The organism is Pseudomonas piscis (assembly GCF_009380155.1).
GTDB classification, from domain to species: Bacteria; Pseudomonadota; Gammaproteobacteria; order Pseudomonadales; family Pseudomonadaceae; genus Aquipseudomonas; species Aquipseudomonas piscis.
In genome coordinates, this window is the sequence record NZ_WHUV01000002.1 from 82225 (window position 1) to 106330 (window position 24106).

Below are 24106 nucleotides of genomic sequence, written 5' to 3' on the forward strand. Positions count from 1 at the left end.
GTGGCATCTCTGAACTGTTGAGGCCGGTTCATCGCTGCCTTCGTTGGGCCGGTGCTGTCTGGCCTTGGAATAAAATTACAACCATTGGTTGGATGTTGCAAGCGTAAAAGTTGTAGTTGCGTGCATGAAATGGTCATTGGTTGCGCATATTTGGTTGTAAGTATTTGATGTGGACGAAAAAAATCCCGCGCAGGGCGGGATTTCAGGGTTGAGCTTTTTTGTTTGGTAGCTATCTGGCGTACATGGCCCACCAGAATACGTGGCCTATGATCCTGATCTGGCCTTCATGCAACTGGTCGAATGAATAGTCCTCGTCTGGGTGATCGTCACGGTTGAAGCTTCTCAGTCGAAGCCCTGTCGGCATGCGGAAAACCTGCTTCACTCGGAGCTGCCCGCAGTGATCAACCGCATACAGATCTCCGTCAATGACGTCAGCAACTCGTGTTTTTCCAAGGTCGATACCCACTGTTGCGCCATCACGCAGAACAGGGGTCATGCTATTCCCTCGAACTGTCACGCACCTTGCTTGACTAGCCTGGACGTGGTTCTCGCGTAGTTTTTGCTTGGGGAATCTAAGGCTTTCTCCGGAGTCCTCTTGGATGGCGAAGCGCCCAGAACCGGCAGAAAGCTCAACCTCTCGTAGAAAGGAGATCTCGACCTCGTCATCTTCGAGTGGAGTGCTTTCGTCCCAGGAGTCGATGTCGCTAACGCCGACTTGCGTATGCGCCTTCCGGTCGTCGTCGCCCTGCAGAAGAAATTGGACGGAGGTGCTTAGGATGCTGGCGATTGAGCTCAGCTTCGAGTTCCTGGGCGTCGCTCGTCCTGATTCCCACTTTTGCACGGCCTGAGCGCTGATCCCAAGTCTACGGCCAAGCTCTGACTGGCTAAGGCCCGCTGCTTCTCGTTTGCGCGTGATGCGCTCACCAATATTTTCCATGCCGCAATCATACAAACAATGGTTGTAGGTGTAATTGCGAATATTGGTTGTAGGTATATGCACTGTCAGGTTAACCTTTGGTTGTAGCTGTAACTTTGAGGTGGGTATGACCCAAACTGCAATCAAGAAGGCGGCATCCGCTGCCGGCAGTCAGTCAGCTCTCGCTCGGCATCTCAAGGTTACGCCCCAGGCGGTGCAGAAAATGTGCGCTACCGGGCGCGTGCCTGCCGAGCGGGTGCTGGATATCGAAAGGCTCACCGGAGTCCATCGATCCGAGCTGCGCCCAGATCTGTATCCGTCAATTCCAGAGGAGGCTGGCTGTTGTGACGCGAAGTATGCGCGCCACAGCTTCGCGCCAGTAGTGAACTGAACCAGCTGTGAATTTAACCAGTATGAGGGTGAAGAGATGGAAATTGAGATGGTTGCAGGCAGCTTGCTGGCCGCCTGCGGAGCATTTGGCTTTTCTGCCTTCTGCTTCGTGGCTGGCTATGTCGCTGGCGGATCGAAGCGTGAGGAATCCGCAACCTTCCCGCTGACGCACGTCAGCTTCGAAGGGGGCCTTTCTGATGAGGACCGTTTGATGTTCCTGGCGTCGGCCGTCAAGGCGATAGAAGACGGATCGCTACGCCAGTCCAAGCAGTTTGCTGATGACGCCGCCTGCGATCAGCGCTAGCAGCCATACGGAGACCTTTTTGATGGTTTCTCTGTGCTCCTCCCACATACGGCGCAGGGGCGGCGAGTCGAAGCCCATCATCGAGAAGTTTTCGTCGTCGTACGTGTACAGCTTTTTGTCCCAGTGCTTCGCCTTCAGCTTCGCAAACAGATTCCGTGCAGCCTTCATCTGGCCTCCAAGCCGGTGAAAACGCGGACATAAAAAAACCGCCGGCCAGGGCGGTCTTCTGAAACATCAAACGAGGTCGATTATGCATTTCTCAATCGATGCACGCAACACCCAGCAAATCCCGTCAGATCTCAGTAAATACCAAAAACTGTCGCGTCAGTTCGAGGTGTTCGCATGAGCACTATCGTCATGACAGCCTGCTGGCCGCTGCAGGGCATGAGCCCGGCGCAGAAGTCCGTGCTGATCGCCCTTGCTGACAACTCGAACGACGACGGCGTTTGCTGGCCATCGGTTGCAACAATCGGGACTCGCACCTGCTTGTCAGAGCGCGCAGTCCGCAATGCTCTTCGGTGGCTTGAAGAGGCGCAGTTGCTCAAGAGTCACCAGCGCTTCGGCCGCTCGACCTGGTACACGCTGACCCCGGCAGCATATGCCCCCGGCACGATATGCCCCCCGGCACCAAATGCCCCATCGCCCCGGCACGATATGCCCCCCACCCCGGCACCTGGTGCCCCCAGAACCGTAAAGGAACCATCAATTGAACCGTCACATGATGGAGATCGCGTTCCGCGATCACCGGCTTGCCCGATTCAGGGCATCGTTGATTTGTTCAATCGCCTGCTCAGTCCTGCCTTGCCAGCGGTCATCCTGATCTCGGAGGCACGCAAGAAACAACTTCGCGCCCGCTGGAACCAGAGCGAGGTTCACCAGAGTCTCGACTTCTGGGCCGATTACTTCGCCTCGGTCGCTAAGTCGGATTTCCTGATGGGCAAGCTTTCTGGGAAGCCCGGCAGCACTCCATTTCGCGCCACGTTCGATTGGCTGATCGCACCAAGCAATTTCGTCAAGGTTGTGGAGGGCAACTACGATGCGTGAGCCCTACAGCCTCGAAGCGGAGCACGGATTGCTGGGCGCCATGCTGCAGCGTCCGGAACTGATCGACACCCTGTCCGACGACCTGAGCACCGAGTCGTTCTACTTCGCCGAAAACGCCGAGGTGTTCCGCGGCATCCTGGCCCTGCGTGCCGCCGGCAAAGCAGTGGACATGCTGACCGTGGCAGACCACATCGGCATGCTCGACAACGGTGATCGCGCCCTGGGTCACTGCGCCGCTCTGGTCAACAACACGCCGAGCGTTGCCAGCGCCGGCACATACGCGGGGATTGTCCGCGAGCGCGCGGTAGAGCGTGCCCTGTACGACTTGAGCGACCGAACCCTTGAGATCGTGCAGGGCGGCGGTGACATCCAGGACAAGATTGCTGCGGTTCAGGCGGCAGCCATGGCGATCGACTCCGGCACTGACGGCGAGGAGGTTGTGAAAGCAGGCGACCTGATGGCGCAACAGCTTGAGGTCTGGCAAGAGCGCCATGATCGCCTGATGCGTGGCGAAACCCTTATCGGCCTTTCGACGGGCTTGGCGGATCTGGACGAGAAGCTCGGCGGCCTGCAGCCGGAGCAACTGATCATCGTGGCTGGTCGTCCTGCGATGGGCAAAACGACACTGGCCATGGGATTTGTACTCAATGCGGCCATCCGTGAGAAGAAGTCAGGGCTGGTTATCAGTCTGGAAATGAGCAAAGGCCAATTACTGGACCGGGCAACTGCCGCTGAGGGCAAGATTCCGCTCAGCCTGATCAAAGACGGCTCTGCCTGCCAGTCGCACGGTGCCGAGCTCTGCGCGGCTGCCGGGAAGATTCAACACGCAAACCTGTTCATTGCTGATCTCGCCGCCGCCACGGTAGGGCGAATCCGTTCGCTGGCTCGTCGGCACAAGATGCGGTACGGCCTCGACATCCTGATGATCGATTACCTTCAGCTCGTGGATGGCATCGGCGGAAATCGCGCAGAAGAGGTGAGCAGCATCACCCGAGGCTGCAAGTTGCTTGCGCGAGAGCTTGGCATTCCGGTCGTGCTGCTTAGCCAGCTTTCCCGGGAGTGCGAGAAGCGCCCCAACAAGCGACCGGTGCCCTCTGACCTTCGCGAATCCGGGGCAATTGAGCAAGACGCCGACGTGATCCTGTTCGTGTACCGCGACGAGGTCTATCACGATAACAGCGAGTTCAAGGGCGTGGCCGAAATCATCATCGGCAAAGGCCGGGACATCGAAACCGGCACTGTTCGCGCTGCCTTCCTGGGCCAGTACAACCGATTCGAAAACTTAACCGCCAGCTGGCAGCCGCCACCTAAGCCGACAACATCGCCCGAGCGGTCGCTCGCCTCTCGCTACGCCCGAAAGGAGCTCCCTGCATGACAGACCCGATGCACTTGCAGCCACAGCTGCCCGAATACCGCTACGCGCTCTACTGCCGATCCGACCTGTTCGGACTCTGCGAAACCCCACAACAACCGATAGCGCTCTATCGCGATGAAGAGCTCGCCGCCGCCCACGGCAAGCGCATGTGGCCTACCGCCTATCGCGTTGTCGACCTTCATGGAGAAGAAAACCCATGCGCCAAACCAAGCTGACCAAGGCTGCGCGAGGCCGGGAATGCCAGGTGCGCATTCCCGGTGTGTGCAATGGCAATCCTGAAACCACCGTGCTCGCGCATTACCGCCTGGCCGGAACCTGCGGCATTGGCAAGAAGCCGCACGACATGCAGGGCGCCTGGTGCTGTAGCGCCTGCCACGACGCCTGTGATGGCCGCAGTCGCGATATCGACCGCGCTACCGCTCGCCAGTACCACGCGGAGGGTGTGATGCGCACTCAGGCCGCATTGCTCAACGAAGGAGTCCTGATCGCATGACAAACACCGCCGCTGTAAAAATCAGCGATGCCGAGATCCGTCGTCAGGCCGAGGGTCGGGCTCGCGATCTGCGCTCCCTGGGCAACCAAGGCCTGTACTTCAGATTCCATAAATCCCGCGAGCGCGGTTCCTGGTATCTGGTCACCAAGGGTAAGTGGCACCTGATCGGCTCATACCCTGAGCTGAGCGCTGCCAAGGTGGCCGCTGCGCTGCCGGATATCCGCCTGCGGCTGGAAGCGGGGGAGGGATCCAGCCTCTCGAGCTGGGTTCTCACCGGTGAGCTGCTGGACTGGTTCGCTGAGCGCATGACCCGAGACCGCAATCTGTCAGCCAAACGCAAGAACACCGCCGCCTCTGCAATCAAGTTGCACCTGATTCCGCGCCTGGGCGGTACGGCCCTGGTCGAGATCGATAAGGCGCTTCTCGACCGCGAGCTGATGTGGCCACTGCAAGAGTCGCTATCGATCGACTACGTGCGGCTGGTCTTCCAGCTGCTGGCCCTGTCGTTCCGCCAGGCCTTCAAGCTTGGGCTGATCAGCTCTAACCCCATGGCCGGCATTCGCTTTGGTGACTTCTCCAAGGCCAGGGTCACGGTCAAGCCGTCTCGTTTGCGTGGCGCGCACCTGGAAGAACTTCTTGCGCATCTGCTGCGCACGCTCGCAAACAACCCTCAGCGCGGCGTGCTGGCCCTGATGATGCTGTGTCACGGCACCCGCCTGGGCGAAACCCGGCAGGCCCGCTGGAGCCATGTCAGCCTGGCTGAGCGCGAGTGGTTCATTCCTGCTGAACACACGAAGACCGGCGTCGAGCACCGCCTGCCGCTGACGGACCAAGTGCGCTTCCTGCTGATGGCGTATCGCGAGATCCAGCGCAACGAAGGCTACGAAGGGCAGTTCCTGTTCCCGGGTAGGCAGGGTAAGCCCATGAGCGAGGTGAAGGCTTGGGAGGTGTTCGCTGCCATCAGCCGGGGTGAGTGGACAAGTCACGATCTGCGCAAGCTGGCTCGCACCGGTTGGGCAGACCTTGGCGTCGATCACCTGGTGGGTGAGCTGCTGATCAATCACGCAATGGGCCACAACGTGAAGGTGTACATCCAGTCCGACATCATGGCCCGCAAGCGCGACGCCCTGGAGAAGTGGCATGCGCACCTTGATCAGAAGGGTCTGGCATCGATTCACGGCTTGACCGGTGATAGATCCGTTGATTCAGGGATTCTGCTGCGAGCCGCAGAGCGTGCGGGCTACAGCGACATTTCGGAATCAACCATAAGCGAGGATTCGAAATGCTGAAAAAGAGCCATGGCCCGGCATTCAAGGTCGATCAGCTCGACCTGGCGCAGTGCTCTGCATGCCGCGGCAAGGCATTCGTGAGCGGGGTGTTTCACCAGCTGCCGTGCCTTCAGTGCAACGCCTCGGGCTGGGTCACTGCTGATACCGGCGAGGCTCTTCCGTTGGAGGTGCTGGTCAGTCAACTGAGCTTGCGCCTGCAGGCCGCAGAGAGCCGGCTCAGTCAGCGTGGACAACAAGAACAAGCATCGGGCCCATGGGCTGCGTATGCAGGCAACAACCGCCGCGGCGCCGGCGGCACAAACTTCACAGGGGATTGAGAAATGATGATTCGCAAACCGTTGCACCGTCCCTTGGGGGATACCGAGCATATGCTGGAGCAGTGGGGCTGGTGGCGTATGGATGGGATGGGCATCCCCAGCTATGCATCGCCAATGCTGGCAGTGATGCGGGACGCGATTCCTGTCGCCTCCAAGTCCTACACCATTACAGACGAACTGGCAGGAGCTGTAGATGCCGCTCTGGCCCGGCTCTGTAAGCGGGACCAGCAGATGGGCGACATGATCTGGCTCTACTACGGAGCCAAGTGGCCGGCAACCAGGGTAGGCCGCCATTACCAGGTAAGTGAGATGAAAGCGCGAGAGCTGATCAAGGCTGGCGTTGCCTGGATCGATTGTGTTCTTGAAGCGATCCGGGAGGCTGCTTAAAAAAGAGTTGTCCATATGGAATAGCTCTGTTTTTATAGCAGCGTGTCCAGCTTGCAACGCACCGCGACACTGGCAAACCCCGGCCATTGCGTCGGGGTTTTTGTTGCATGCTCATCCGGTTAGACTCGGCCATCACCTATGAGTCCTGAGGCTGCCCATGAAGCGCGACATGAAGTTGGTTTTCGATGTGCTGGTTTTCATCGAGTTAACGGATACGGACATTGGCCCGACTTACTTCGAGATCATTCAGGAGATCGGGACCAAGCGTGGCGTGTGGGATAGCGGAGATGCTGAGGAGGAGTTGAACACCTGCATCGTCCATCACCTTGACATCTTGGTGGGCGGCGGACTTCTCTCGAAATATGAGCAGGAGCCGACCAGAGAGCAGTCTGACGAGACTTTCTACCAGTTGACCTGGCAGGGTCATGACCTGCTCGACGCGATGCGCAAAGTAGTTGATATTCGCTGACCGTCGAAGAGTTTTCGGACAGATTTAAGCCCCGCCATAGTGCGGGGCTTTTGCATTAGGGCTTCAGTATTTGCTCCGCAAGCTCTCTGTGGGATTATATTTTGTCAGCGCTTAACTCAGTGTTGCTGAAGTGAACTCACAAGGAGCTGTAGATGAGGTATTACCGCCAAGAGGTCTTGACTCAGATCGAGAGTCTCATTCCCCACTTCATTGCCCGTTTTAGTGAAGAGACGTCCAGTGAGATGCACATTCAAATCTACCTTGAAGCGGGGCACTACGCTCCTGACGGCGAAAGGTTGGAGGAAGGTTGGTTCAGTGCCAACGTAACGGTTCCGCATGAGCACGGCTATGTGGATGAGGGCAAGATTGCAGAAGCCGCAAAAGCTCTCGCACTCTACCTCCGTCAAAATGATGCGAAGCAGCAATTGGCGAACTTCGATTTCTAATCGTTTTTAAGTCAACAGCCCCGCCGATGTGCGGGGCTTTTCGTTTCTGGGCCCTGGCAATCGCCGGGGCTTTTTCATTTGCGCTCCCCGAAAGGGAGGAATCGAGATGGCCCATATGCCTGAGAAAGATCCTGGCCTTTGGGCCGCTTTGATTACCTGGGTGATTGCCCACCAGCCGCAGCTGTACGCCGCCGGTCTGTCTGTCGTTATCGCCGCCTTGAGGGTGGTATACGGCGGAGGAACGCGGCGACAGATGATGCTGGAGGGCGCCCTGTGCGGCCTTATCACATTGGCCCTTGTTCCCCTGCTTGAGTGGATGGGATTACCCCAGGGAATGGCCACCTTTGCCGGCGGCATGGTCGGCTTTATGGGTGTCGAGAAGCTTCGCGGCTACTCCGATCTGTTCCTTTCTCGCAAGGCGCAGGGGTAAAGCATGAAGACCGCACTTACTGAGCAGGAAGCCAAGGTGGCTCGGCTGCTCGCCGATGCATGGGATGAGTACCTGAAACTGCCCATCGAGCACCCGCTTGAGCAGCATGAGTTCTGCATGGCTATACACCAGGTGCAGGACATGGTGCTGGCCAGGTGTGGCCGCCGTGCGCTCAACCGCCCTCGGACGAGATAGCAGTGGCCTGCAACGGATGCGCCGCCCGGCGCGCAAGGATCAACAAGTGGGCCAGGATCGCGGCAGAGCGTATCCAGCAGGTGGTAGGACGCAATGGCAAGACTCAAGACACTGGGAAGCAGGGTGAAGACCTTGGGCGACCGAATGCCGACGGTGAACCCTGACTCATGGCGCACCAGCAAGCAGACCGCCGCGCAGCGTGGCTATGGCTACCGCTGGCAGAAGGCCCGAGAGGTCTGGCTCAGCCAGCATCCTCTGTGCGTGTACTGCGAGCGCCAAGACCGCGTGACTGCTGGCACTGTTGTCGACCACATCAAGCCGCATCGCGGTGATCAGGACCTGTTCTGGGATCAACGCAACTGGCAGACGCTGTGCAAACCCTGCCACGACACGGTGAAGCAGTCCGAAGAGGCCGCAGAAGGCCGACTCTAAGGCTTAATCAGTGAGAATGAGATTTTTTCTCAATAAATGCACCAAAATGGTGCGATAGAAGGGTTTTATGGAGGGGGGGGTCGAAATTTGGGGGTTCTATCGCTTCCAGACCGCGCCCGATCCCACGCACACATTTTTTCCCGTTTCAGGAAAAGTTAACCATGGCTTTAACCGACAAGAAGCGGCGGTTTGTTGACGCTTTGCAGTCGGGAGCCACAAATCGCGAAGCGGCAATCGCCGCTGGATATTCCGAGAAGACCGCGTCGCAGGCGGGTTCCAAGCTTGCCAAGGATGAGGACGTTCTCACTGAGTTTGGCCGCCGACTGAAGCAAAAGCAGCCGCCAAGCGCAGAAGTTAAACCTCCCCGAAAAGTTAAAGACAGTCCGTCAATGGTGGATGAGTCCGATGAGGTCTCTCTCGCCCATACGGATGATCCGCGCGAGTTCCTAACCGAGCTCATGAACGCCGATGGCGCCGATCTTCGGATGCGCCTTGAGGCGGCCAAGACCTTGATGCCCTACGCGCACGGAAAGGTTGCCGATCAGGGGAAGAAAGAGGCCAAGCAAAAAGCAGCCGAGGAAGCGGGCAGAGGCAAGTACGCCCAGGGCAAGCCGCCCGCAGCAAAACCTTCACTCACAATGGTCAAGGGGTAGTAGATGCTCTGGACAACAGCTTGCCCTGACTGGTGGAAGCAGTTGGCGGCAGGTGAGTCCATCATCCCGCCGCCGTTATTCCCTGATGAAGCTGAGGAAAGCCTTGAGGTCTTCCGGGGATTGAAGATTGTTGATGCTCCCGGTAGCCCGACCATTGAAGCAGCTTGCGCGCCCTGGGTGCTTGCCTTCGCCGGCGCGGTGTTCGGTAGTTACAACAGCGAGACTGGAGAGCGGCTGATTCGGGAGGTGATGCTCTGCATCCCTAAGAAGAACAGCAAGTCGACCATCGCCGCGGCCATCATGCTGACTGCGCTAATTCGCAATTGGCGCCTCTCGGCCGAGTTCATCATCCTGGCACCCACCAAGGAGATCGCTGACAACTCGTTTGTGCCGGCCAAGGACATGGTCAACAACGATGAGGTGCTGAAGGACCTGTTGCACGTCCAGCCTCACCTTCGGCTGATTACGCACCGTGAAACCGGTGCCACCCTAAAGGTGGTGGCTGCTGACAGCGACGTGGTTGGCGGTAAGAAGGCCGTCGGCGTCCTGATAGACGAGGCCTGGTTGTTCGGGAAGAACCCGAAGGCAGCGGACATGATCCGCGAGGCCACCGGTGGCCTGCTGTCTCGCCCTGAGGGTTTCATCATCTGGCTGACAACCCAGTCGAACGAACCTCCCGCGGGCGTCTTCAAGTCGAAACTGGCCTATGCACGAGGCGTGCGCGACGGGCGCATTGATGACAATCGGTTCTTGCCAATCATCTACGAGTTCCCGCAGGAGATGATCAAGAGCGGGGACGCACGGAAGCCTGAAAACTTCCACCTGGTGAACCCGAACATCAACTATTCGGTTGACCGCCCGACGTTAGAGCGCCTGCACATGCAGGCCGAGATCGACGGCGAGGCCGAGATGCGTGGTTTTCTGGCCAAGCACCTGAATATCGAGATCGGACTGGCCCTCATGTCCGATAGCTGGGTCGGTGCTGAGTTCTGGGAGGCCCAAGCAAAGCCCGGGATGACCCTGGAACAGATTCTTGAGCAGTGCGAGGTGGTCGATATCGGCGTGGACGGTGGCGGCCTCGATGACCTGCTGGGCCTGTCCGTCATTGGTCGGGTTCGTGACTCGCGCACTTGGTTGCACTGGGCTCATGCGTGGGCGCATCCCTCTGTTCTGGAGCGGCGAAAGTCGGAAGCCCCTCGACTGCTCGACCTGAAACAGACCGGCGACCTGACAATCGTTGAAAAGATCGGCGATGACGTCGATCAGTTGGCAGCCATCGTTGCTCGGGTCAATGAAGCGGGCCTGCTCGACAAGGTTGGGTTGGATCCAGCTGGTATCGGCGCAATTCTCGATGCCTTGGCCGACCTGGGCATCGATGACGACCAAATCATCGGTATTTCGCAGGGCTGGAAGCTTACCGGGGCCATTAAAACGACCGAACGCCGCCTGGCTGACGGGTCGCTGCTGCACTGCGGCCAGTCCCTGATGGCCTGGGCCTGCGGTAACGCCAAGGGTGTGCCATCGGCAAACGCCTTCTTGATCACCAAGCAGGCCTCCGGCACAGCAAAAATCGACCCGCTCATGGCGACATTCAACGCCGTATCGCTGATGGCCCTCAATCCCGAGGCGAAGGGCGGCATGGATGACTACCTCAACAACGGATTTTTCGGACTAGTAGGCTGACCATGGCATTCAGATGGTACAACCCAAGCACATGGCGATTCTTCGGCTACACCGACCCGAAGACTGGCGATTACGTCGAAGTCGATATGGAAGTCGGCGGCAAGCGCACGAAGGCCGGGGTCAAAATCACCACCAAGAGCGCGCTGACGATCAGCATGGTCTGGTCGTGCGTGAAAATCCTCTCCGAATCGCTCAGTGGACTACCGCTGAAGCTGTACCAGGATGCGGAGGATGGAAGGAAGCTGGTGGCCGGAAATGACCGGTTCCTCCGGTTGCTGCGCAAGCCCAACCCTTACATGACGCTGCTGAACTTTCTGAAGTTCGTGGTCGTGAATATGGCGCTGCGCGGTAACGCATTCGCACTGATTGAGCGAAACCGTAATGGCGATCCCATCGGTCTGGTTCCGGTGGGCTGTGACAGGGTGGAAATCGACACCGAAGACGACCTTCTGTACTGGGTCACCCCCCCTGCGGGCGCTCGATTCCCTGTTTCACCCGAGAACATGCTCCATTTCAAGCTGTTCAGCCTTGACGGCATCACCGGTTTGTCGCCGATCGAGTACCAGGCCGAGACAATGGGCCTGGCAAAAGCTGGTCAGCAGTGGTCTTCGCGCTTTATGCGCAAGGGCGGATTCACCGGCGGATACGTCATCTACGAACAATTCCTCACCAAGGTCCAGCAGGCTCAGGTGATGGAGAAATTCCCCGACGTACGCCAGGGCGACGTCGATGACATCGGGAAGATGGCGATCCTGCAGGGCAACCCCAAGATCGTCCCGGCTGGCCTAAGCCAGAAGGACGCCCAGTTCATCGAGTCCCAGCAGTTCCAGGAAGAGGCGCTGGCGGGCGTCTACGGCGTGCCGCTGTGGCTGGCCAACCGCGCTGGCAAGACTTCGATCATGGGCTCAAACCTTGAGCAGCAGCTCATCGGCTACGTCACCTTCGGACTGAAACCCTACGCCGATGCGGTCGAGGATGAGCTCAACAGCAAGTTGCTGACAGATGGGAAGCGCTTTCTGGAGTTCGTGCTCGAGGGCTTGCAGCGTGCCGACAGTGCCGGCCGCGCCACATTGTATGCCGCCGCCCTCGGCGGATCAGGCGGGTCAGGTTGGATGACCACGAACGAGGTTCGCCGCAAAGAAAACCTGCCGCCGCTTGATGGCCCTGAATACGACCGGGTCACCCGGTGGGAGATGCAGAAAAATGCTCAGCAAACTTGATTGCCCGTTCGAGGTGAAGGCTGCCGACGAGGCGGGCAACTTCGAGGGCTACGCCGCGGTATTCGAAAACGTGGACCTTGGCGACGATGTGATCCTCAAGGGCGCATTTACCCGCGTGAAGACAGCCCGCAACGGCCGGCTGAAGCTGGCCCTGTACCACGACCTGACGCGCCTGGTGGGTACCTCTGAATTCACCCAGGACGACAGGGGCCTGTACCTCAAGGGCCGCTTGAATCTCGCGGTGAGCTATGCGCGAGACGCTTATGAGCTGATGAAGGACGGCTCACTCGACAGCATGTCGATCGGTTTCAACACCATGGAGGCCACCTTCGAGCAGCGCGCTGGCCGCCAGGTTCGAGTCATCAAGTCCGCTGAGCTGTGGGAAGCCTCTTTCGTGCCATTCGGGATGAACCCCGAGGCCGAGGTCCTGAGCGTCAAGTCGGACATCCGTCTTTTCGAGAACGCCCTGCGCGAGCGCATGGGCCTCTCGCAGAAGGAAGCGGCGGCAGTCGCTTCGCTCGGCTACACCGCGCTACGCCGTGATGGCGGCAGCGAGGCCACGGCGATCGTGGAAGAGCTGAAGGACATTTCCACCCTCTTTACCGAACATTTTGGAGTATCGCCATGAGCGAAGTGAAAGAACTGAAAGAGTCCCTGGAGCTGCAACTGAAGAACGGTTTCACCGGCCTGCAGCAGAAGTATGACGCGGCCATGGCTGAGGTCGAGAAGGGCAACCAGGTGGCTGGCGATCTGAAGAAACAGATCGAAGACCAGAAGGGCGAACTGCAAAAGGTCATCGATCAGGTGCAGGACCTGGAGCAGAAGGGCGTCAAGCTGCGCGGTGGACCTGGTGAAGGCAAGTCCTTCATCGATATGATCAAGGGTGACGAGTCCTACAAGGCGCTCAACCAGAAATCGGCCAGCCGCGCCGAGATCGAGGTCACCAAGTCTGACCTGGCCACCATGAAGGAAGTGAAAGTCACCAGCGCCGGTATTGTTGCCCCAGTCTATGATCCGGTCATTCAGCCGGGCATCCGCCAGGAGCTGCGTATTCGTGATCTGCTTACTGCGATCCCGGTCACTGGCCAGCAGTACACCTACTTCCGTGAGCTGCTGCACACCCGCGGTGCTGCACCGGTCGCCGAAGGCGGCAGCAAGCCAACCAGCAACGTCACCTTCGAGCCAGCTACCGATCGCGTCAAGAAGATCGCGGTATGGATGCCGGTCACCGAGGAAGCGTTGGACGACATTCCACAGATGCAGGGCTACATCCAGGAGCTGCTGCGCTATGACCTGAAGCTGGAAGAAGAAAACCAGATCCTCAAGGGCGACGGCACGGGCGAAAACCTGAACGGCCTCATGACTCAGGCGACGGTCTACAGCAACGCCCTGAACAAGGCCGGCGACACCTCGATCGACATCGTTCGTCGTGGCATCTACCAGGTGCGCAAGCAGTCGAAGCTTTCCGCCGATGGCGTTGTAATGAGCGAGCTCGACTGGATGAACATCGAATTGCAGAAGGACGGTGAAAACCGCTATCTGTTCGCCAACCTGCAAGGCCTGGTGACCCCAATCCTGTGGGGGCGTCCGGTGATCACCTCGGACAGCATGGACGAAGGCGATACTGATACCGGTGGCGAGTTCCTGATCGCGAACTTCGCTCGGGCCGCCATCCTGTACGACCGTATGACCTACCTGTTCAAAATGGGCCTGATCAACGACATGTTCATCAAGAACCAGGTGGCGCTGCTGGCCGAAGAGCGCCTTGGTCTCGGCGTCCGTCGCAAGGAAGCCTTGGTCAAGGGCACCTTCGCCAAGTAACCCTCATGCGAGGTCGATCATGACAGAGCCGGCATGACGCCGGCTCTTTGCTTCTGGAGGCAATATGAAAATCAGAGCGCTGTGGGGTTTCACCGGAAACGCGGCACTGCTGGGCGCCGAGTCGGCCAAGGCCAAGCGTGGGGAAGTCTTCGAGGAGGCCGATGATGAATACGGCCATACCCTGGTGGGCAAGGGGCTCGTCGAGGAGCTGAGCGACGATGGCAAGCCCAAGGCCGCCAAACCCAAGGAATCGAAGCCGGCGGCGTCGAAAGAGAGCAAGTAAATGCTCGATCTCGCTCGCGTAAAACTCCACCTGCGGGTTGACGTTGACGACGAGGACTCCCTGATTGAGGGCTATGTTGCCGCAGCCAAGGCCCACGTCGCGCAGCATTGTGACCGGGAACTGGTGGAATCTGGCCCGGTGACCGAGCTGGATCAGATGGGCCTGACCGCCGATGTCGAGCAGGCCATTTTGCTGCTGGTTGGACACTGGTTTGAAAACCGCGAAGCGGTGGCCAGCGGCCTCTCTGCTGTTCCTCTGGCCGTTGATCGGCTGCTTTGGTACAGGAAGCGCTTCTGATGAAAGCAGGGAAACTGCGTCACCGGATCGACTTCGAAGCGCCTGGCGAAGTGCAGGATCAGGAAAGCGGGGAGATGGTGCCAGGCTGGCTACCGGTGCGACAGCGTGTTGCGGCTGGCTATCAGCCGATGAGCGCACGGGATGTGTTCTCGGCTCAGACGGCGAATTCGCAGGCTACTGGTCGGTTCCTCATTCGTCGCTGGCCTGGGCTTCTGCCAACCATGCGCATCATTCACCGCGGCCTGTTCTACAGCATCATCGGTCAGCCGATTCCGGACCCGGATTCCGGCCTTGAGTACGTCACCATCCTGGTGGCGACTGGGGTGAAGGATGGTTGACTGGATCAGCTACAAGCTCAATGGCGCTGAGGAGCTTTCCGCCAAGTTCAAGTCCCTGTCCGAGGAAATGCGCCGCAAGGTGGTAACGCCGGCGGCCAGGGATGCCATGGATATCGTGCTGGTCGACGCCAGGGACCGCGCCGCTCGGATCGACGATCCGGAGACGGCGAACTTCATCCCGGCGAACCTCGCGATGGTGAATCGAAAGGCCCTGGGCGAAGAACTGGGCGCGGTGATCATCTCGGTCGGTGTGCGGATGCGCAAGCGCGGCGTCGGCGGCGGGAACACGTTCTACTGGTGGTGGGTTGAACTCGGCACCGAGAAGAACAGGGCTAAGCCTTTCCTCCGTCCGGCGCTGCAGAACAACCGGGAGGCGCTGTTTCGGGAGTTCCTGAGTTCGGCGAAATACCAGTTGATCAAGCTTAGGGTGGATGGATGATCGCGCCAATTTTCAAGGTATGTGCGGCCAACCCAGGGGTGACGGCTCTGCTGGGCACGTCCCCCACCAGGCTGTACCCCCATGGTGAGGCCCCGGAAGGCGTGGTCAAGCCCTATGCGGTCTGGCAGGTGGTCAGCGGCTCGCCGATTAACTACCTCAGCGGGGTGCCGGACATCGATCGGTACGGCCTGCAGGTCGACGTGTACGCCGATACCGCCACCGCTGCCGACCAGGTAGCCACCGCCATCCGCAAGGCCATTGGCTGGCACGCCTATGTCACGGGTTTCGGCGTCGATACCCGGGATACGGCCACCAAAAACTACCGCAAAGGTTTCGACGTTGCCTGGCTTGTGAGTCTGTAGCCGGAAACCTGAAAGAACCACCCGCTCCGGCGGGTTTTTTATTGCCCGCAAACAGCGATTTCCGAGGAAATCAGGGAGTAGAAATTGACTATCAAGACCCAAGGCACCGACCTGTACGCCATCGATCCGCAGAACAACACCATCCTGGCGGTGGGTTGCTTTACCTCGCTCGATGGCATCGACACTTCGATCGCGCAGATCGACGTGACCTGCATGAACTCCACCGCGCGCGAGTACGAGGCCGGCCTGGCCGAGCCGGGTTCGGCGTCGTTCGGCCTGAACATCGATCCGCAGAACGCCGCACATCTGCGCCTGCACCAGTTGAAGACCGCCGGTACCAAGCTGCGCTGGGCGGTCGGCTGGTCCGATGGCCAGGTCACCAACGACGCCGGCGAGAAGGAGGGGATTCCACCGCTGGTGGGCGCCGCCGGCGCAGTGACCGCTCTGGTGCTGAATTCGGCCGGTTCCGGCTACACCACGGCCCCGACTGTGGCAATCACCGGCGGTGGCGGCAGTGGCGCAACTGCAACGGCTCAGATCGAGGACGGCAAGGTCACTGGCTTCACCATCACCAACCCAGGCTCTGGCTACACCACGGCACCGACCGTGGCCCTCACCGGCGGATCCGGCACCGGCGCCTCGGCGCGCGCCGTGATCGACACCGGCGTCGACTTCGACCTGCCGAACACCCGCACCTGGCTCACCTTCGAAGGGTACATGAACAGCTTCCCGTTCACCTTCGGCCTGGGCGACGTCGTGAAATCCACCGTGGGCATCCAGGTATCGGGCGACCCGGTACTGGTTCCCAAATCTGCGTAAGGACTGACCACCCATGGAATTGAGCATCGCCTCGCTGGCAGCCGCCGGCGCCTTCGTACCACCCCCGGTGAAAAAGGAGATTACCTGGCACTCGAACGGCAAGCCTCAGACGGCCATAGTCTACGTGGTTCATGAGTCGTTCGTTTCAGTCACCCAGCTCTGGGACGCGCAGCATCAGGGCGCTGATGTCACCGCCCAGCGCATTGCCTCCTGCATCGTAGATAAGGACGGCAAGCCTGTCTTCAGCCTGGCAGACGTTATGGGCAATCCGCAAACTGGTCATGGCCCTCTCTGTGCAGAGCTGTCCATCGTGCTGCTGGCCGCTATCGGTGACGTGAACAGCATCAAGGAGGTGGCCCTGGAAAAAAAATCGAGCCCGAGGAAGAGCTCTGGCACGAGCTCGTCCTCGCAGGCGTCGGCGGGCGCACGATCGCGGAAGCCAAGCAAAACCTGAGCTATGTCGAGGCCATGGACTGGATGCGGTATCGGGTGCAAACGGGGCCGCTGAATCTTGGCCTTCGGCTCGAACATGGTTTTGCGATGTTGGCAACGCTGCTCAATAACGTACATGGCGGGAAGGCGAAGTTTGATGACTTCCTTCCTGATCGAGGCTTCCAGGCCGCAAAGACAGAGCCGAGAGAGGCGACGCCGCAGGATCTTCTGGCCCTGCTGCAGCGTGTGAAGGGGTGATTTATGGCGGTTGATTCGCTCGGCCAGTTGACGGTTGACCTGGTTGCGAACACGGGCGGCTTTGAGCGGGGCATGGATCGCGCCGAGCGAAAGCTCAAGTCCACCACCAGGGAGGCAAAGTATCAGGCCGGCCAGCTAGAGAGGCTGGTCGGTCAGATTGATCCAGTAGTGGGCGCCTATGGCCGTCTCGACAAGATGGAGGAGCAGCTTCGCAAGCATCGCGCAGCAGGTCGCCTGGACAAAAGTGACTTCGACGAGTACCTCAGGAAGCTGAACCAGCAAAGAGATGCGCTCGTCCAGACCGATAAGGTCATGATGAAAAACGGGCAGACAGCCAAGCAGTATGCGGCGAATCTGCGCGGTGTTCCTGCTCAATTCACCGATATTGTCGTGTCTCTCCAAGGCGGCCAGAACCCGCTGACTGTACTCCTGCAGCAGGGTGGACAGCTGAAAGACATGTTTGGCGGCGCTGGACCGGCTGCGAGAGCGCTTGGCGGCTATGTTATTGGGCTGATCAACCCTCTTACAGCGGCCGCGGCCGCGGCTGCTGTCTTGGCTCTGGCGTACAAGCAAGGTAGCGATGAGGCGACGGCCTTCAATGCTTCACTTGCAATGACAGGGAACACCGCGGGCACGACAGCCAGTCAGTTATCAAGCATGGCGCGACAAGTTTCCCAGTCAGGTGGAACTGTCGGGAAATCTGCTGAGGTCCTTGCTCAATTGGCTGCCTCTACTCGCATTCCGGTGCAAGCATTTGCCGGGATTGCTGAAGCGGCTATCAGATTTGAATCAGCTACTGGGCAGGCTGCCGAGGAGATCGTTAAGAACTTCGAGAAGATCGCCAAAGACCCTGCTGCGGCGATTCTCAAGCTCAATGAGTCGATGAATTTCCTGACGGCAAAGACCTATGAGCACATCAAGGCGCTTCAGGAGCAGGGTCGGGTGCAAGAGGCTGCAGCCCTAGCCAATACCGCTTATGAGGAGGGGCTTAACCGCACCTCCAATACGGTGAAGGCGAGTCTCGGCTATATCGAGGCAGGCTGGAACGCAGTCAAATCTGCCGCCAAGGGGGCTTGGGATGCGGTTTTAGATGTCGGTCGCGAGCAGACTCTCGACGAGAAGCTTTCCAGGCTTGATGGGCAGCTCAACGCGATCGCTAACGCACGCAAGCTGAATAAAGGCGACGGCTTTGGCAATCTTGCGCCGAGTGATTCGTACCGTGAGGAAGCTCTTCAGAGGGAAAAAACACAAACCCTGCTCCTGAAGTCCGAGCAGGATCGGCGATCTGCGGCTAAGGGCTTTCAGCAACAGCAGCAACAGCAGGCCCTGGATGATCAGCTCAAGCTGGACAAGCTGCGCAAGGAGACGGAGAGCAACGCCGACAAGCGCGCGAGAGAGATCGGCGAGTACCGCATGCTGGTGGAGCGTCGCGTCAAGCAAGCGGCCGCGGGCAATGACAATTCGCTACTTGTTTCGGCTGAGCAGCAGGCGAAAGACATCGCCGCCATTAATGAGAAGTACAAGGACCCGAAAACCGCGAAGACGCCGCAGTATCGCGAAAACGCGGGTATCAAGGCTCTTGATCAGGCGAAGCAGCAGTATGCAGCCCTGCAAGCGCAGGATGCACTGCTAGACACCCAGAGCGGCAAGACCAAAGCCCTCGGACAGCATGCTCAGGATCTGGCCAAGTGGGAGCAGCAGATCGCCGATATCAAGACCAGGAAGGTTTTGACGGCTGATCAGAAGTCGTTGCTCTCGAGTGAGGCGCTGATCACGGCCCAGCTCAAGCGCAATGCTGGTCTCGAATCTGAGATTGAGTTACGCAAGAAATCTCAGGATGAGGAGCGGAAAATCCTGGCCTTTCGGGAAAATCTAAGCAGCCAGTTGGGCAGCGCTCAAACCAGCCTCGACAACAATCTGGCCGGCGCCGGGCTTGGGCAGCAGCAGAAACATCGCCTGCAGGAGCAGCTGGCTATTCAGCAGTCCTACCAGTCGCAGCTCGACCGCTTGGAGGCTCAGCACAACAAGGGCCAGATCAGTGACAGCCTCTACAGCCAGGAAACGAGCGCCTTGCAGTCTGCGCTTAATCAGCGCTTGGCGATGCAGGCCAAGTACTACGAGGACCTTGATGCAGCTCAGGGTGACTGGTCCATCGGGGCAAGATCTGCCTACCAGGACTATCTGGAAAGCGCCAAGAACGTTGCAGAACAGAGCCGCAATCTGTTTGCCAATGCCTTCAGCTCTATGGAAGACGCAATCGTCAATTTCGCAATGACTGGAAAGTTGTCGTTTGCTGACTTCGCGAAGTCGGTGCTGGCCGACATGGCCAGGATTGCTGTACGTCAGGCGAGTTCATCCGCGCTCAGTTCGATTTTCGGTATGGCGGCGTCGGCGGCGGGTTCTTGGCTTGGCGGTGCTGCCTCCGCGGGATCTACGACCGCTGGCTATACCAGCGATGCGTTCAAGAACTGGGCCGCGGGCGGCTACTCGGATGGTGGTTACACCGGCGACGGTGGCAAATACGAGCCAAAGGGTGTTGTGCACGGTGGCGAGGTAGTAATCCGCAAGGAAGTGGTCCAGAAGCCCGGCATGCGTGAGTACTTGGAGCGCCTGAACAAGGAAGGCTATGCCGATGGCGGTTATGTCGGGTTAGGCTCCGGATCGCCTGCATCTGGCACCACCTCCGGCGCTGCGATCCAGGTCAGTGCGCCAGTGAGCCTGACGGTTCAAGACAGGAGCTCTGAGGGCCTGCAACTGGATCAGCAGGCGCTGCAGCAGAACATGCAGAAGCAGATGCTTGCGGTTGCACAGAAGGCTGTCGACGACTCCTGGCGGCCAGGTGGAGCCAGTTACATGAAATCCCGTGGCCGCGGATAAAGAACCACACCCTTTGATCGGAGTATTCATGGCAATTGAAACCTTCGCCTGGGCACCCAAGGTGGAACCCGTGGGCACCGTCGAATTCCGCCTCAAGTCGGCCCGCTTCGGCGACGGCTACCAGCAGGTGGTCCAGGACGGTATCAACAACAAGACCCAGTCCTGGCCGCTGACCTTCGTCGGCGACGAAAGCCGGATCAAGCCGATCATCGCCTTCATCGACGCCCATCGCGGTGCCACGCCGTTCTACTGGACCCCACCCCTGGGAGAACAGGGGCTGTACCGCTGCAAGACCTATCAACCCTCGCCGTTGGGCGCAGGGATGTACACCCTCAGCGCCACCTTCGAGCAGGCCTTCAATCCATGACCATTCGACAAATCGACGTCGGCCAAGAGCCGAATGACGAGACCGGCGACACGCTCCGCGACGGCGGGATCATCATCAACGAAAACTTCGCTGAGCTGGATCAGCGAACAGCTACCGCACAAGCCGCGGCCGAGCAGGGCGTATCGGATGCAGCGGCGGCTCGGGATAGTGCTGCTGAGGCTAAAGCTATAGCAGATGCAGCAATTCCGGCCTCGAGTCTTGGCGAATCAGTGCCGCAACTCGTTAACGGTACGGTTCCGGCCTCACAGTTGCCGAGCTTCGTCGATGACGTGCTTGAGTTTCAAACCCTGGCCGATTTTCCTGCCACCGGTGAGAGAGGCAAGATCTACATCGCGATCAACGACGGTGACAGCCCAGCCAACCCGACGCGCCAGTACCGCTGGAGCGGTTCTGCATTTGTTTTGATTCCAGCATCTCCGGGGTCCACTGACCAAGTTCCCGAAGGTTCAACGAATGTCTATTTCACGCAGGCCCGCGTGCGTTCGACTGCGCTTTCAGGGCTGGGCACTCTGCTCAATGCCGCGATCTCGGCAACCGATACGGTGCTGCAAGCATTTGCAAAGCTGCAGGGTCAGCTCAACGCAAAGCTGGGGAAGACCGAAACAGCGGCTGATTCTGAAAAGCTCGGTGGCCAGCCAGCCTCGTACTACGTTGCACCGATGACGGGAGCGTCGGCCTCAGCTGAAGGCGCGAAGGGGCTTGTACCGGCGCCACCCGCCGGCGCGGTTCGCGTACTGAGCAGCCTCGGAACGTGGATATCGCAGACTGTCGGCGCGACCTGGGGGCAGATCTCAGGTGCGATCGGCGATCAGGCAGACTTGCAAGCAAAGTTCAACGAGAAAGCGTATTTAAGCGACCTGATGTTCACGCGCTCTTTCGTCTCGGGTGAGCAGGTCATTACGGCCGGAGGAGCATTCGAGTTGACGCATGGCCTCGGCAAAGCTCCGACGCTCTGGCAGCGAACACTTGTCTGTAAATCGCCCGACGCTGAGTACAGCGCGGGAGATGTGATCGATGTCTTTGGAGCCATTGACTACGCGTACAACTACGGCCTGGTTGTCTGCGTAAATCAAACAACGATTCAGTGCAGATACGGCAATGCCGCCGGTGCATTTTTTGTTCTAAGAAAAACCAGCGGCACAACAGTCGCGATAAACCCCGCCAGCTGGCGCCTTGTGCTGCGAGCGTGGGCGTAAGCCCGCCGGCGCGCCGGCTTCTTTTTGCCTTGAGGAAACACCATGCCGATCACGGCCGATATCCAGACCCTGGAGCCTGGCGCGTGGGTGGAGCTTTTCGAGCTCGACGCCACCAGCCTCGGCGCCGAACTCTACCGTTTTCACGGTTACCCCCAGCAGTCGTCGATCTTCTGGCAGGGGCTCGAGTATTCCCCCTGGCCGATCCAGGCCGAAGGCTTCGAGATGACGGGCCAGGGCGCGCAGCCTACCCCGAAGCTGTCAGTGGGCAACGTTGGCGGCTTCATTACAGCCCTGGTCCTGTATTTCGAGGACCTGGTCGGCGCGAAGCTGACCCGCCACCGGACGCTGGGCAAGTACCTGGATGGCCAGCCCGGGGCGGATCCAGAGGAGGAACTGCCACCGGACATCTGGTACGTCGAGCGCAAAGCTGCGGAGGACAACGAAACAGTGCAGTTCGAACTGTCCAGTGCCCTGGACTTCAACGGCGTACAGCTGCCGCGCCGGCAGATCGTTGCCAACGTCTGCTGGTGGCTCAGTTGCGGCGGGTATCGCGGGCCTTACTGCGGATACAACGGCGGACCTGTAGCGGATGAGAACGATGTGATCGTCACCGACGCGGCGAAGGATAAATGCGGCGGACGGCTTTCCAGCTGCAAGCTGCGCTTTGGAGCCAACAACCCCTTGCCCTTCGGATCGTTCCCGGCGGCCGGCCTGCTACGGAGATAGCCATGAACAAGTCAAACCTTGCGGACATCGAGCGCCACGCTCTGGCCGAATACCCCCGCGAGTGCTGCGGGCTGCTGATTCGCGAGGGCCGGCGGCGGGTCTATGTGCCGTGTCGCAATACCGCCGCGACCCCCAGCGAGCACTTTCGCCTGGCTCCTGCGGACTACGCGGCAGCCGAGGAGCGCGGCGAGGTGCTGGCGGTGATCCACAGCCATCCGGATTACCCGGCCACGCCCAGCGAGGCGGATCGGGTGGCCTGCGAGGCCTCCGGACTGCCCTGGCACATCGTCCAGGTGCTGGCGGACGACGCCGGCCAACCGCGTATTGGCCAGTGGGCCCAGCTGGCGCCCAACGGCTACCAGGCACCCTTGGTTGGCCGGGCCTTCGCCCATGGCGTGCACGACTGCCTGAGCATCATCCTCGACTACTACCGGCGCGAGCTGGGTATAGAACTGGGCGACTACCAGCGCGAGGACGGCTGGTGGGATAAGGGCGGCAACCTCTACCTGGAGCACTTGCCCGAGGCCGGTTTCGAGCGGGTAGGGGACCTGCGCCAGGGCGACGTGGTGTTGATGCAGATCCGCTCGCCAGTGCCCAACCACGCGGCCATCTACCTGGCCGATGGCGTACTCAAGAGCGAGCCTGCGCACTACCCGGCGCCCGGCTCCATCCTGCACCACCTCTATGGCCGCGACAGCAAGCGCGACACCTATGGCGGCTACTGGGGCGAGGTCACGGTGAGCTACTGGCGGCACCGGAGCCTGATGGCTTGATCGGTGGTATCTTCTGCGGGTCTAACAGGGAGCGGAATTTATGCGAATTGTGGCTGTAGGATTGGCATTGGTGCTGCTGTCGGGCTGCGTTGGGCCTGGTGATCTGGCAAAAAACGAACCAACAATGAGCGTTACATCGAGCAAGGATCCCAAGGCATATGCTCTATGTGTGTTCCCGCAGTGGCAGAACGCAAGAACGGATTCATCAATGGTAGAAACGCAGACTGGTTTCCGTCTCTTGGTGGCAAGCAACAACATGGCAGACGAACTGCTTGAGGTTAAAAAAACCGCAGCAGGAAGTTTTGCGGTTTTGTATCAGCGCATGGCCTGGTCAAAGATGATGGGGCGGAGCGCCATTGAAGCAGCTGTAAAGTCATGTCGCTAACATCCTGATTTCAAGCCGCCTTTTGGCGGCTTTTTATTGCTTGGAGATTCTATGGCGCAGCAATCAGAAAAAATGCAAACAGTTCTTCTATCTGGCTCCCTAGCTAAAAAATTCGGGCGGCGCCATCGAATGGTTACCGCAAGAGGGTGGAGCGATATCCGCGGATACTTCCGGCAGATCGTAGGATTTGAGCAGCACATGCGGGACAGCATGAGCAAAGGGACGCGGTACGCCATTTTCAATGGGAGTGAGAACCTTTCAGAAGATGATATGGAGAAGCCAACTGGACGAGATGTCATCAGGATTGTTCCAGTGATCTCTGGATCAAAGCGCGCGGGGATTCTGCAGACGCTCGTAGGGGCGGTTCTATTGGTGGCCAGCATATGGTTCCCAGCAGTAGCCCCTGCCGGTATAGCGCTCGTTGCTGGCGGCGTGATCCAGATGCTCAGCCCTCAAGCAAAGGGCCTTGGCACCCAGGACGCCCCCGACAATCGCCCCAGCTATAGCTTCAACGGCGCCGTGAACACAAGCGTCCAGGGCAACCCGGTACCGCTCCTCTACGGCCGGATGATCGTCGGCAGCGCGGTGATCAGCGCCGGGATCTACTCCGAAGACCAGATGTAAATCAGAACCTGCCACCAGGCCCGCCGAGTGCGGGTATTTTTTTGC

General features: G+C 59.3%; 36 protein-coding genes. 34 read left to right on the forward strand and 2 right to left on the reverse strand.

Annotation, left to right across the window (positions count from 1 at the left end; genetic code table 11):
- Window positions 1-229: 229 nt before the first annotated feature.
- The gene (locus GDH07_RS10315) at window positions 230-1063 is read right to left on the reverse strand and encodes an XRE family transcriptional regulator (protein WP_425502107.1); all 834 of its coding nucleotides are present in this window, start codon (window positions 1061-1063) and stop codon (window positions 230-232) included.
- Here GDH07_RS10315 and GDH07_RS10320 point away from each other — a divergent pair.
- Together GDH07_RS10320 and GDH07_RS10325 are read left to right on the forward strand one after the other, a co-directional pair.
- Window positions 1044-1307 (forward strand): transcriptional regulator, encoded by a 264-nt coding sequence (locus tag GDH07_RS10320; protein ID WP_152897455.1) that lies wholly within the window; start codon window positions 1044-1046, stop codon window positions 1305-1307. The genes GDH07_RS10315 and GDH07_RS10320 overlap by 20 nt on opposite strands.
- Window positions 1308-1343: 36 nt before the next feature.
- Window positions 1344-1610, forward strand: a complete 267-nt coding sequence (locus tag GDH07_RS10325) for a hypothetical protein (protein ID WP_152897456.1) — start codon at window positions 1344-1346, stop codon at window positions 1608-1610.
- On the opposite strand, the gene GDH07_RS10330 is transcribed toward GDH07_RS10325, so the two are convergent.
- Window positions 1560-1778, reverse strand: coding sequence for a hypothetical protein (locus GDH07_RS10330; protein ID WP_152897457.1), 219 nt, complete (start codon window positions 1776-1778; stop codon window positions 1560-1562). The two genes, GDH07_RS10325 and GDH07_RS10330, sit on opposite strands and share 51 nt — an antisense overlap.
- A 174-nt stretch (window positions 1779-1952) precedes the next feature.
- Here GDH07_RS10330 and GDH07_RS10335 point away from each other — a divergent pair, with 174 nt between their 5' ends.
- The 32 genes from GDH07_RS10335 (at window position 1953) to GDH07_RS10490 (ending at window position 24061) form a co-directional block, all read left to right on the forward strand.
- The gene (locus GDH07_RS10335; protein WP_246195939.1) at window positions 1953-2654 is read left to right on the forward strand and encodes a helix-turn-helix domain-containing protein; all 702 of its coding nucleotides are present in this window, start codon (window positions 1953-1955) and stop codon (window positions 2652-2654) included.
- Complete coding sequence (gene dnaB / locus GDH07_RS10340; protein WP_152897458.1) at window positions 2647-4029, forward strand: replicative DNA helicase; 1383 nt, start codon at window positions 2647-2649, stop codon at window positions 4027-4029. Before GDH07_RS10335 ends, dnaB begins: the two co-directional genes overlap by 8 nt.
- Window positions 4026-4244 (forward strand): hypothetical protein, encoded by a 219-nt coding sequence (locus GDH07_RS10345; RefSeq protein ID WP_246195940.1) that lies wholly within the window; start codon window positions 4026-4028, stop codon window positions 4242-4244. The genes dnaB and GDH07_RS10345 overlap by 4 nt, the downstream gene beginning before the upstream one ends.
- The gene (locus GDH07_RS10350; RefSeq protein ID WP_152897459.1) at window positions 4226-4522 is read left to right on the forward strand and encodes a DUF1364 domain-containing protein; all 297 of its coding nucleotides are present in this window, start codon (window positions 4226-4228) and stop codon (window positions 4520-4522) included. Before GDH07_RS10345 ends, GDH07_RS10350 begins: the two co-directional genes overlap by 19 nt.
- Window positions 4519-5811 carry a tyrosine-type recombinase/integrase gene (locus GDH07_RS10355; protein ID WP_152897460.1) on the forward strand — a complete coding sequence of 431 codons (1293 nt, stop codon included), beginning with the start codon at window positions 4519-4521 and terminating at the stop codon, window positions 5809-5811. The genes GDH07_RS10350 and GDH07_RS10355 overlap by 4 nt, the downstream gene beginning before the upstream one ends.
- Window positions 5808-6128: a hypothetical protein gene (locus GDH07_RS10360; RefSeq protein ID WP_152898258.1), complete on the forward strand. Its 321-nt coding sequence runs from the start codon at window positions 5808-5810 to the stop codon at window positions 6126-6128. Before GDH07_RS10355 ends, GDH07_RS10360 begins: the two co-directional genes overlap by 4 nt.
- A gap of 3 nt (window positions 6129-6131) precedes the next feature.
- Window positions 6132-6515, forward strand: a complete 384-nt coding sequence (locus GDH07_RS10365) for an antiterminator Q family protein (protein WP_178124040.1) — start codon at window positions 6132-6134, stop codon at window positions 6513-6515.
- Window positions 6516-6672: 157 nt separating this feature from the next.
- The gene (locus GDH07_RS10370) at window positions 6673-6984 is read left to right on the forward strand and encodes a DUF2513 domain-containing protein (protein ID WP_152897461.1); all 312 of its coding nucleotides are present in this window, start codon (window positions 6673-6675) and stop codon (window positions 6982-6984) included.
- Window positions 6985-7136: 152 nt separating this feature from the next.
- Window positions 7137-7430 carry a hypothetical protein gene (locus GDH07_RS10375; protein ID WP_152897462.1) on the forward strand — a complete coding sequence of 98 codons (294 nt, stop codon included), beginning with the start codon at window positions 7137-7139 and terminating at the stop codon, window positions 7428-7430.
- Between the two features lie 106 nt (window positions 7431-7536).
- On the forward strand, window positions 7537-7860 hold the full coding sequence (locus GDH07_RS10380) for a phage holin, lambda family (protein WP_152897463.1): 324 nt from the start codon (window positions 7537-7539) through the stop codon (window positions 7858-7860).
- Between the two features lie 3 nt (window positions 7861-7863).
- Complete coding sequence (locus GDH07_RS10385; protein WP_152897464.1) at window positions 7864-8055, forward strand: hypothetical protein; 192 nt, start codon at window positions 7864-7866, stop codon at window positions 8053-8055.
- A gap of 93 nt (window positions 8056-8148) precedes the next feature.
- Window positions 8149-8487, forward strand: coding sequence for an HNH endonuclease (locus tag GDH07_RS10390; protein ID WP_152897465.1), 339 nt, complete (start codon window positions 8149-8151; stop codon window positions 8485-8487).
- A gap of 161 nt (window positions 8488-8648) precedes the next feature.
- Window positions 8649-9140: a terminase small subunit gene (locus tag GDH07_RS10395; RefSeq protein WP_152897466.1), complete on the forward strand. Its 492-nt coding sequence runs from the start codon at window positions 8649-8651 to the stop codon at window positions 9138-9140.
- A gap of 3 nt (window positions 9141-9143) precedes the next feature.
- Window positions 9144-10823 carry a terminase large subunit gene (locus tag GDH07_RS10400; protein WP_152897467.1) on the forward strand — a complete coding sequence of 560 codons (1680 nt, stop codon included), beginning with the start codon at window positions 9144-9146 and terminating at the stop codon, window positions 10821-10823.
- 2 nt (window positions 10824-10825) lie between these two features.
- The gene (locus GDH07_RS10405; protein ID WP_152897468.1) at window positions 10826-12043 is read left to right on the forward strand and encodes a phage portal protein; all 1218 of its coding nucleotides are present in this window, start codon (window positions 10826-10828) and stop codon (window positions 12041-12043) included.
- A complete protein-coding gene (locus tag GDH07_RS10410; RefSeq protein ID WP_152897469.1) occupies window positions 12027-12671 on the forward strand; it encodes an HK97 family phage prohead protease in 645 nt (214 codons plus the stop codon). The genes GDH07_RS10405 and GDH07_RS10410 overlap by 17 nt, the downstream gene beginning before the upstream one ends.
- Complete coding sequence (locus tag GDH07_RS10415) at window positions 12668-13864, forward strand: phage major capsid protein (RefSeq protein ID WP_152897470.1); 1197 nt, start codon at window positions 12668-12670, stop codon at window positions 13862-13864. Before GDH07_RS10410 ends, GDH07_RS10415 begins: the two co-directional genes overlap by 4 nt.
- A 64-nt stretch (window positions 13865-13928) precedes the next feature.
- A complete protein-coding gene (locus GDH07_RS10420; protein ID WP_152897471.1) occupies window positions 13929-14147 on the forward strand; it encodes a DUF7302 family protein in 219 nt (72 codons plus the stop codon).
- Window positions 14148-14444 (forward strand): head-tail connector protein, encoded by a 297-nt coding sequence (locus GDH07_RS10425; RefSeq protein WP_152897472.1) that lies wholly within the window; start codon window positions 14148-14150, stop codon window positions 14442-14444.
- Window positions 14444-14782 (forward strand): phage head closure protein, encoded by a 339-nt coding sequence (locus GDH07_RS10430; protein ID WP_152897473.1) that lies wholly within the window; start codon window positions 14444-14446, stop codon window positions 14780-14782. The genes GDH07_RS10425 and GDH07_RS10430 overlap by 1 nt, the downstream gene beginning before the upstream one ends.
- Window positions 14775-15221 (forward strand): HK97-gp10 family putative phage morphogenesis protein, encoded by a 447-nt coding sequence (locus GDH07_RS10435; RefSeq protein ID WP_152897474.1) that lies wholly within the window; start codon window positions 14775-14777, stop codon window positions 15219-15221. The genes GDH07_RS10430 and GDH07_RS10435 overlap by 8 nt, the downstream gene beginning before the upstream one ends.
- Window positions 15218-15583: a DUF3168 domain-containing protein gene (locus GDH07_RS10440; protein ID WP_152897475.1), complete on the forward strand. Its 366-nt coding sequence runs from the start codon at window positions 15218-15220 to the stop codon at window positions 15581-15583. Before GDH07_RS10435 ends, GDH07_RS10440 begins: the two co-directional genes overlap by 4 nt.
- 84 nt (window positions 15584-15667) lie before the next feature.
- The gene (locus GDH07_RS32430; protein WP_054057871.1) at window positions 15668-16402 is read left to right on the forward strand and encodes a phage tail tube protein; all 735 of its coding nucleotides are present in this window, start codon (window positions 15668-15670) and stop codon (window positions 16400-16402) included.
- A gap of 13 nt (window positions 16403-16415) precedes the next feature.
- Entirely contained in the window at window positions 16416-16856 is a 441-nt protein-coding gene (locus GDH07_RS10450; RefSeq protein WP_152897476.1) for a phage tail assembly chaperone family protein, TAC, read from the forward strand.
- Window positions 16853-17092: a phage tail assembly protein T gene (locus GDH07_RS10455; protein WP_425502114.1), complete on the forward strand. Its 240-nt coding sequence runs from the start codon at window positions 16853-16855 to the stop codon at window positions 17090-17092. The genes GDH07_RS10450 and GDH07_RS10455 overlap by 4 nt, the downstream gene beginning before the upstream one ends.
- Before the next feature lie 3 nt (window positions 17093-17095).
- Window positions 17096-19969, forward strand: a complete 2874-nt coding sequence (locus GDH07_RS10460) for a phage tail tape measure protein (protein WP_152897478.1) — start codon at window positions 17096-17098, stop codon at window positions 19967-19969.
- A gap of 28 nt (window positions 19970-19997) precedes the next feature.
- On the forward strand, window positions 19998-20336 hold the full coding sequence (locus tag GDH07_RS10465) for a phage tail protein (protein WP_152897479.1): 339 nt from the start codon (window positions 19998-20000) through the stop codon (window positions 20334-20336).
- Complete coding sequence (locus tag GDH07_RS10470) at window positions 20333-21553, forward strand: hypothetical protein (RefSeq protein WP_152897480.1); 1221 nt, start codon at window positions 20333-20335, stop codon at window positions 21551-21553. The genes GDH07_RS10465 and GDH07_RS10470 overlap by 4 nt, the downstream gene beginning before the upstream one ends.
- Before the next feature lie 42 nt (window positions 21554-21595).
- The gene (locus GDH07_RS10475; protein WP_152897481.1) at window positions 21596-22279 is read left to right on the forward strand and encodes a phage minor tail protein L; all 684 of its coding nucleotides are present in this window, start codon (window positions 21596-21598) and stop codon (window positions 22277-22279) included.
- Between the two features lie 2 nt (window positions 22280-22281).
- Window positions 22282-23052, forward strand: coding sequence for a C40 family peptidase (locus GDH07_RS10480; RefSeq protein WP_152897482.1), 771 nt, complete (start codon window positions 22282-22284; stop codon window positions 23050-23052).
- A gap of 40 nt (window positions 23053-23092) precedes the next feature.
- Window positions 23093-23437 carry a hypothetical protein gene (locus GDH07_RS10485; RefSeq protein WP_152897483.1) on the forward strand — a complete coding sequence of 115 codons (345 nt, stop codon included), beginning with the start codon at window positions 23093-23095 and terminating at the stop codon, window positions 23435-23437.
- 51 nt (window positions 23438-23488) lie between these two features.
- Window positions 23489-24061, forward strand: coding sequence for a tail assembly protein (locus GDH07_RS10490; protein ID WP_152897484.1), 573 nt, complete (start codon window positions 23489-23491; stop codon window positions 24059-24061).
- Window positions 24062-24106: the final 45 nt, after the last annotated feature.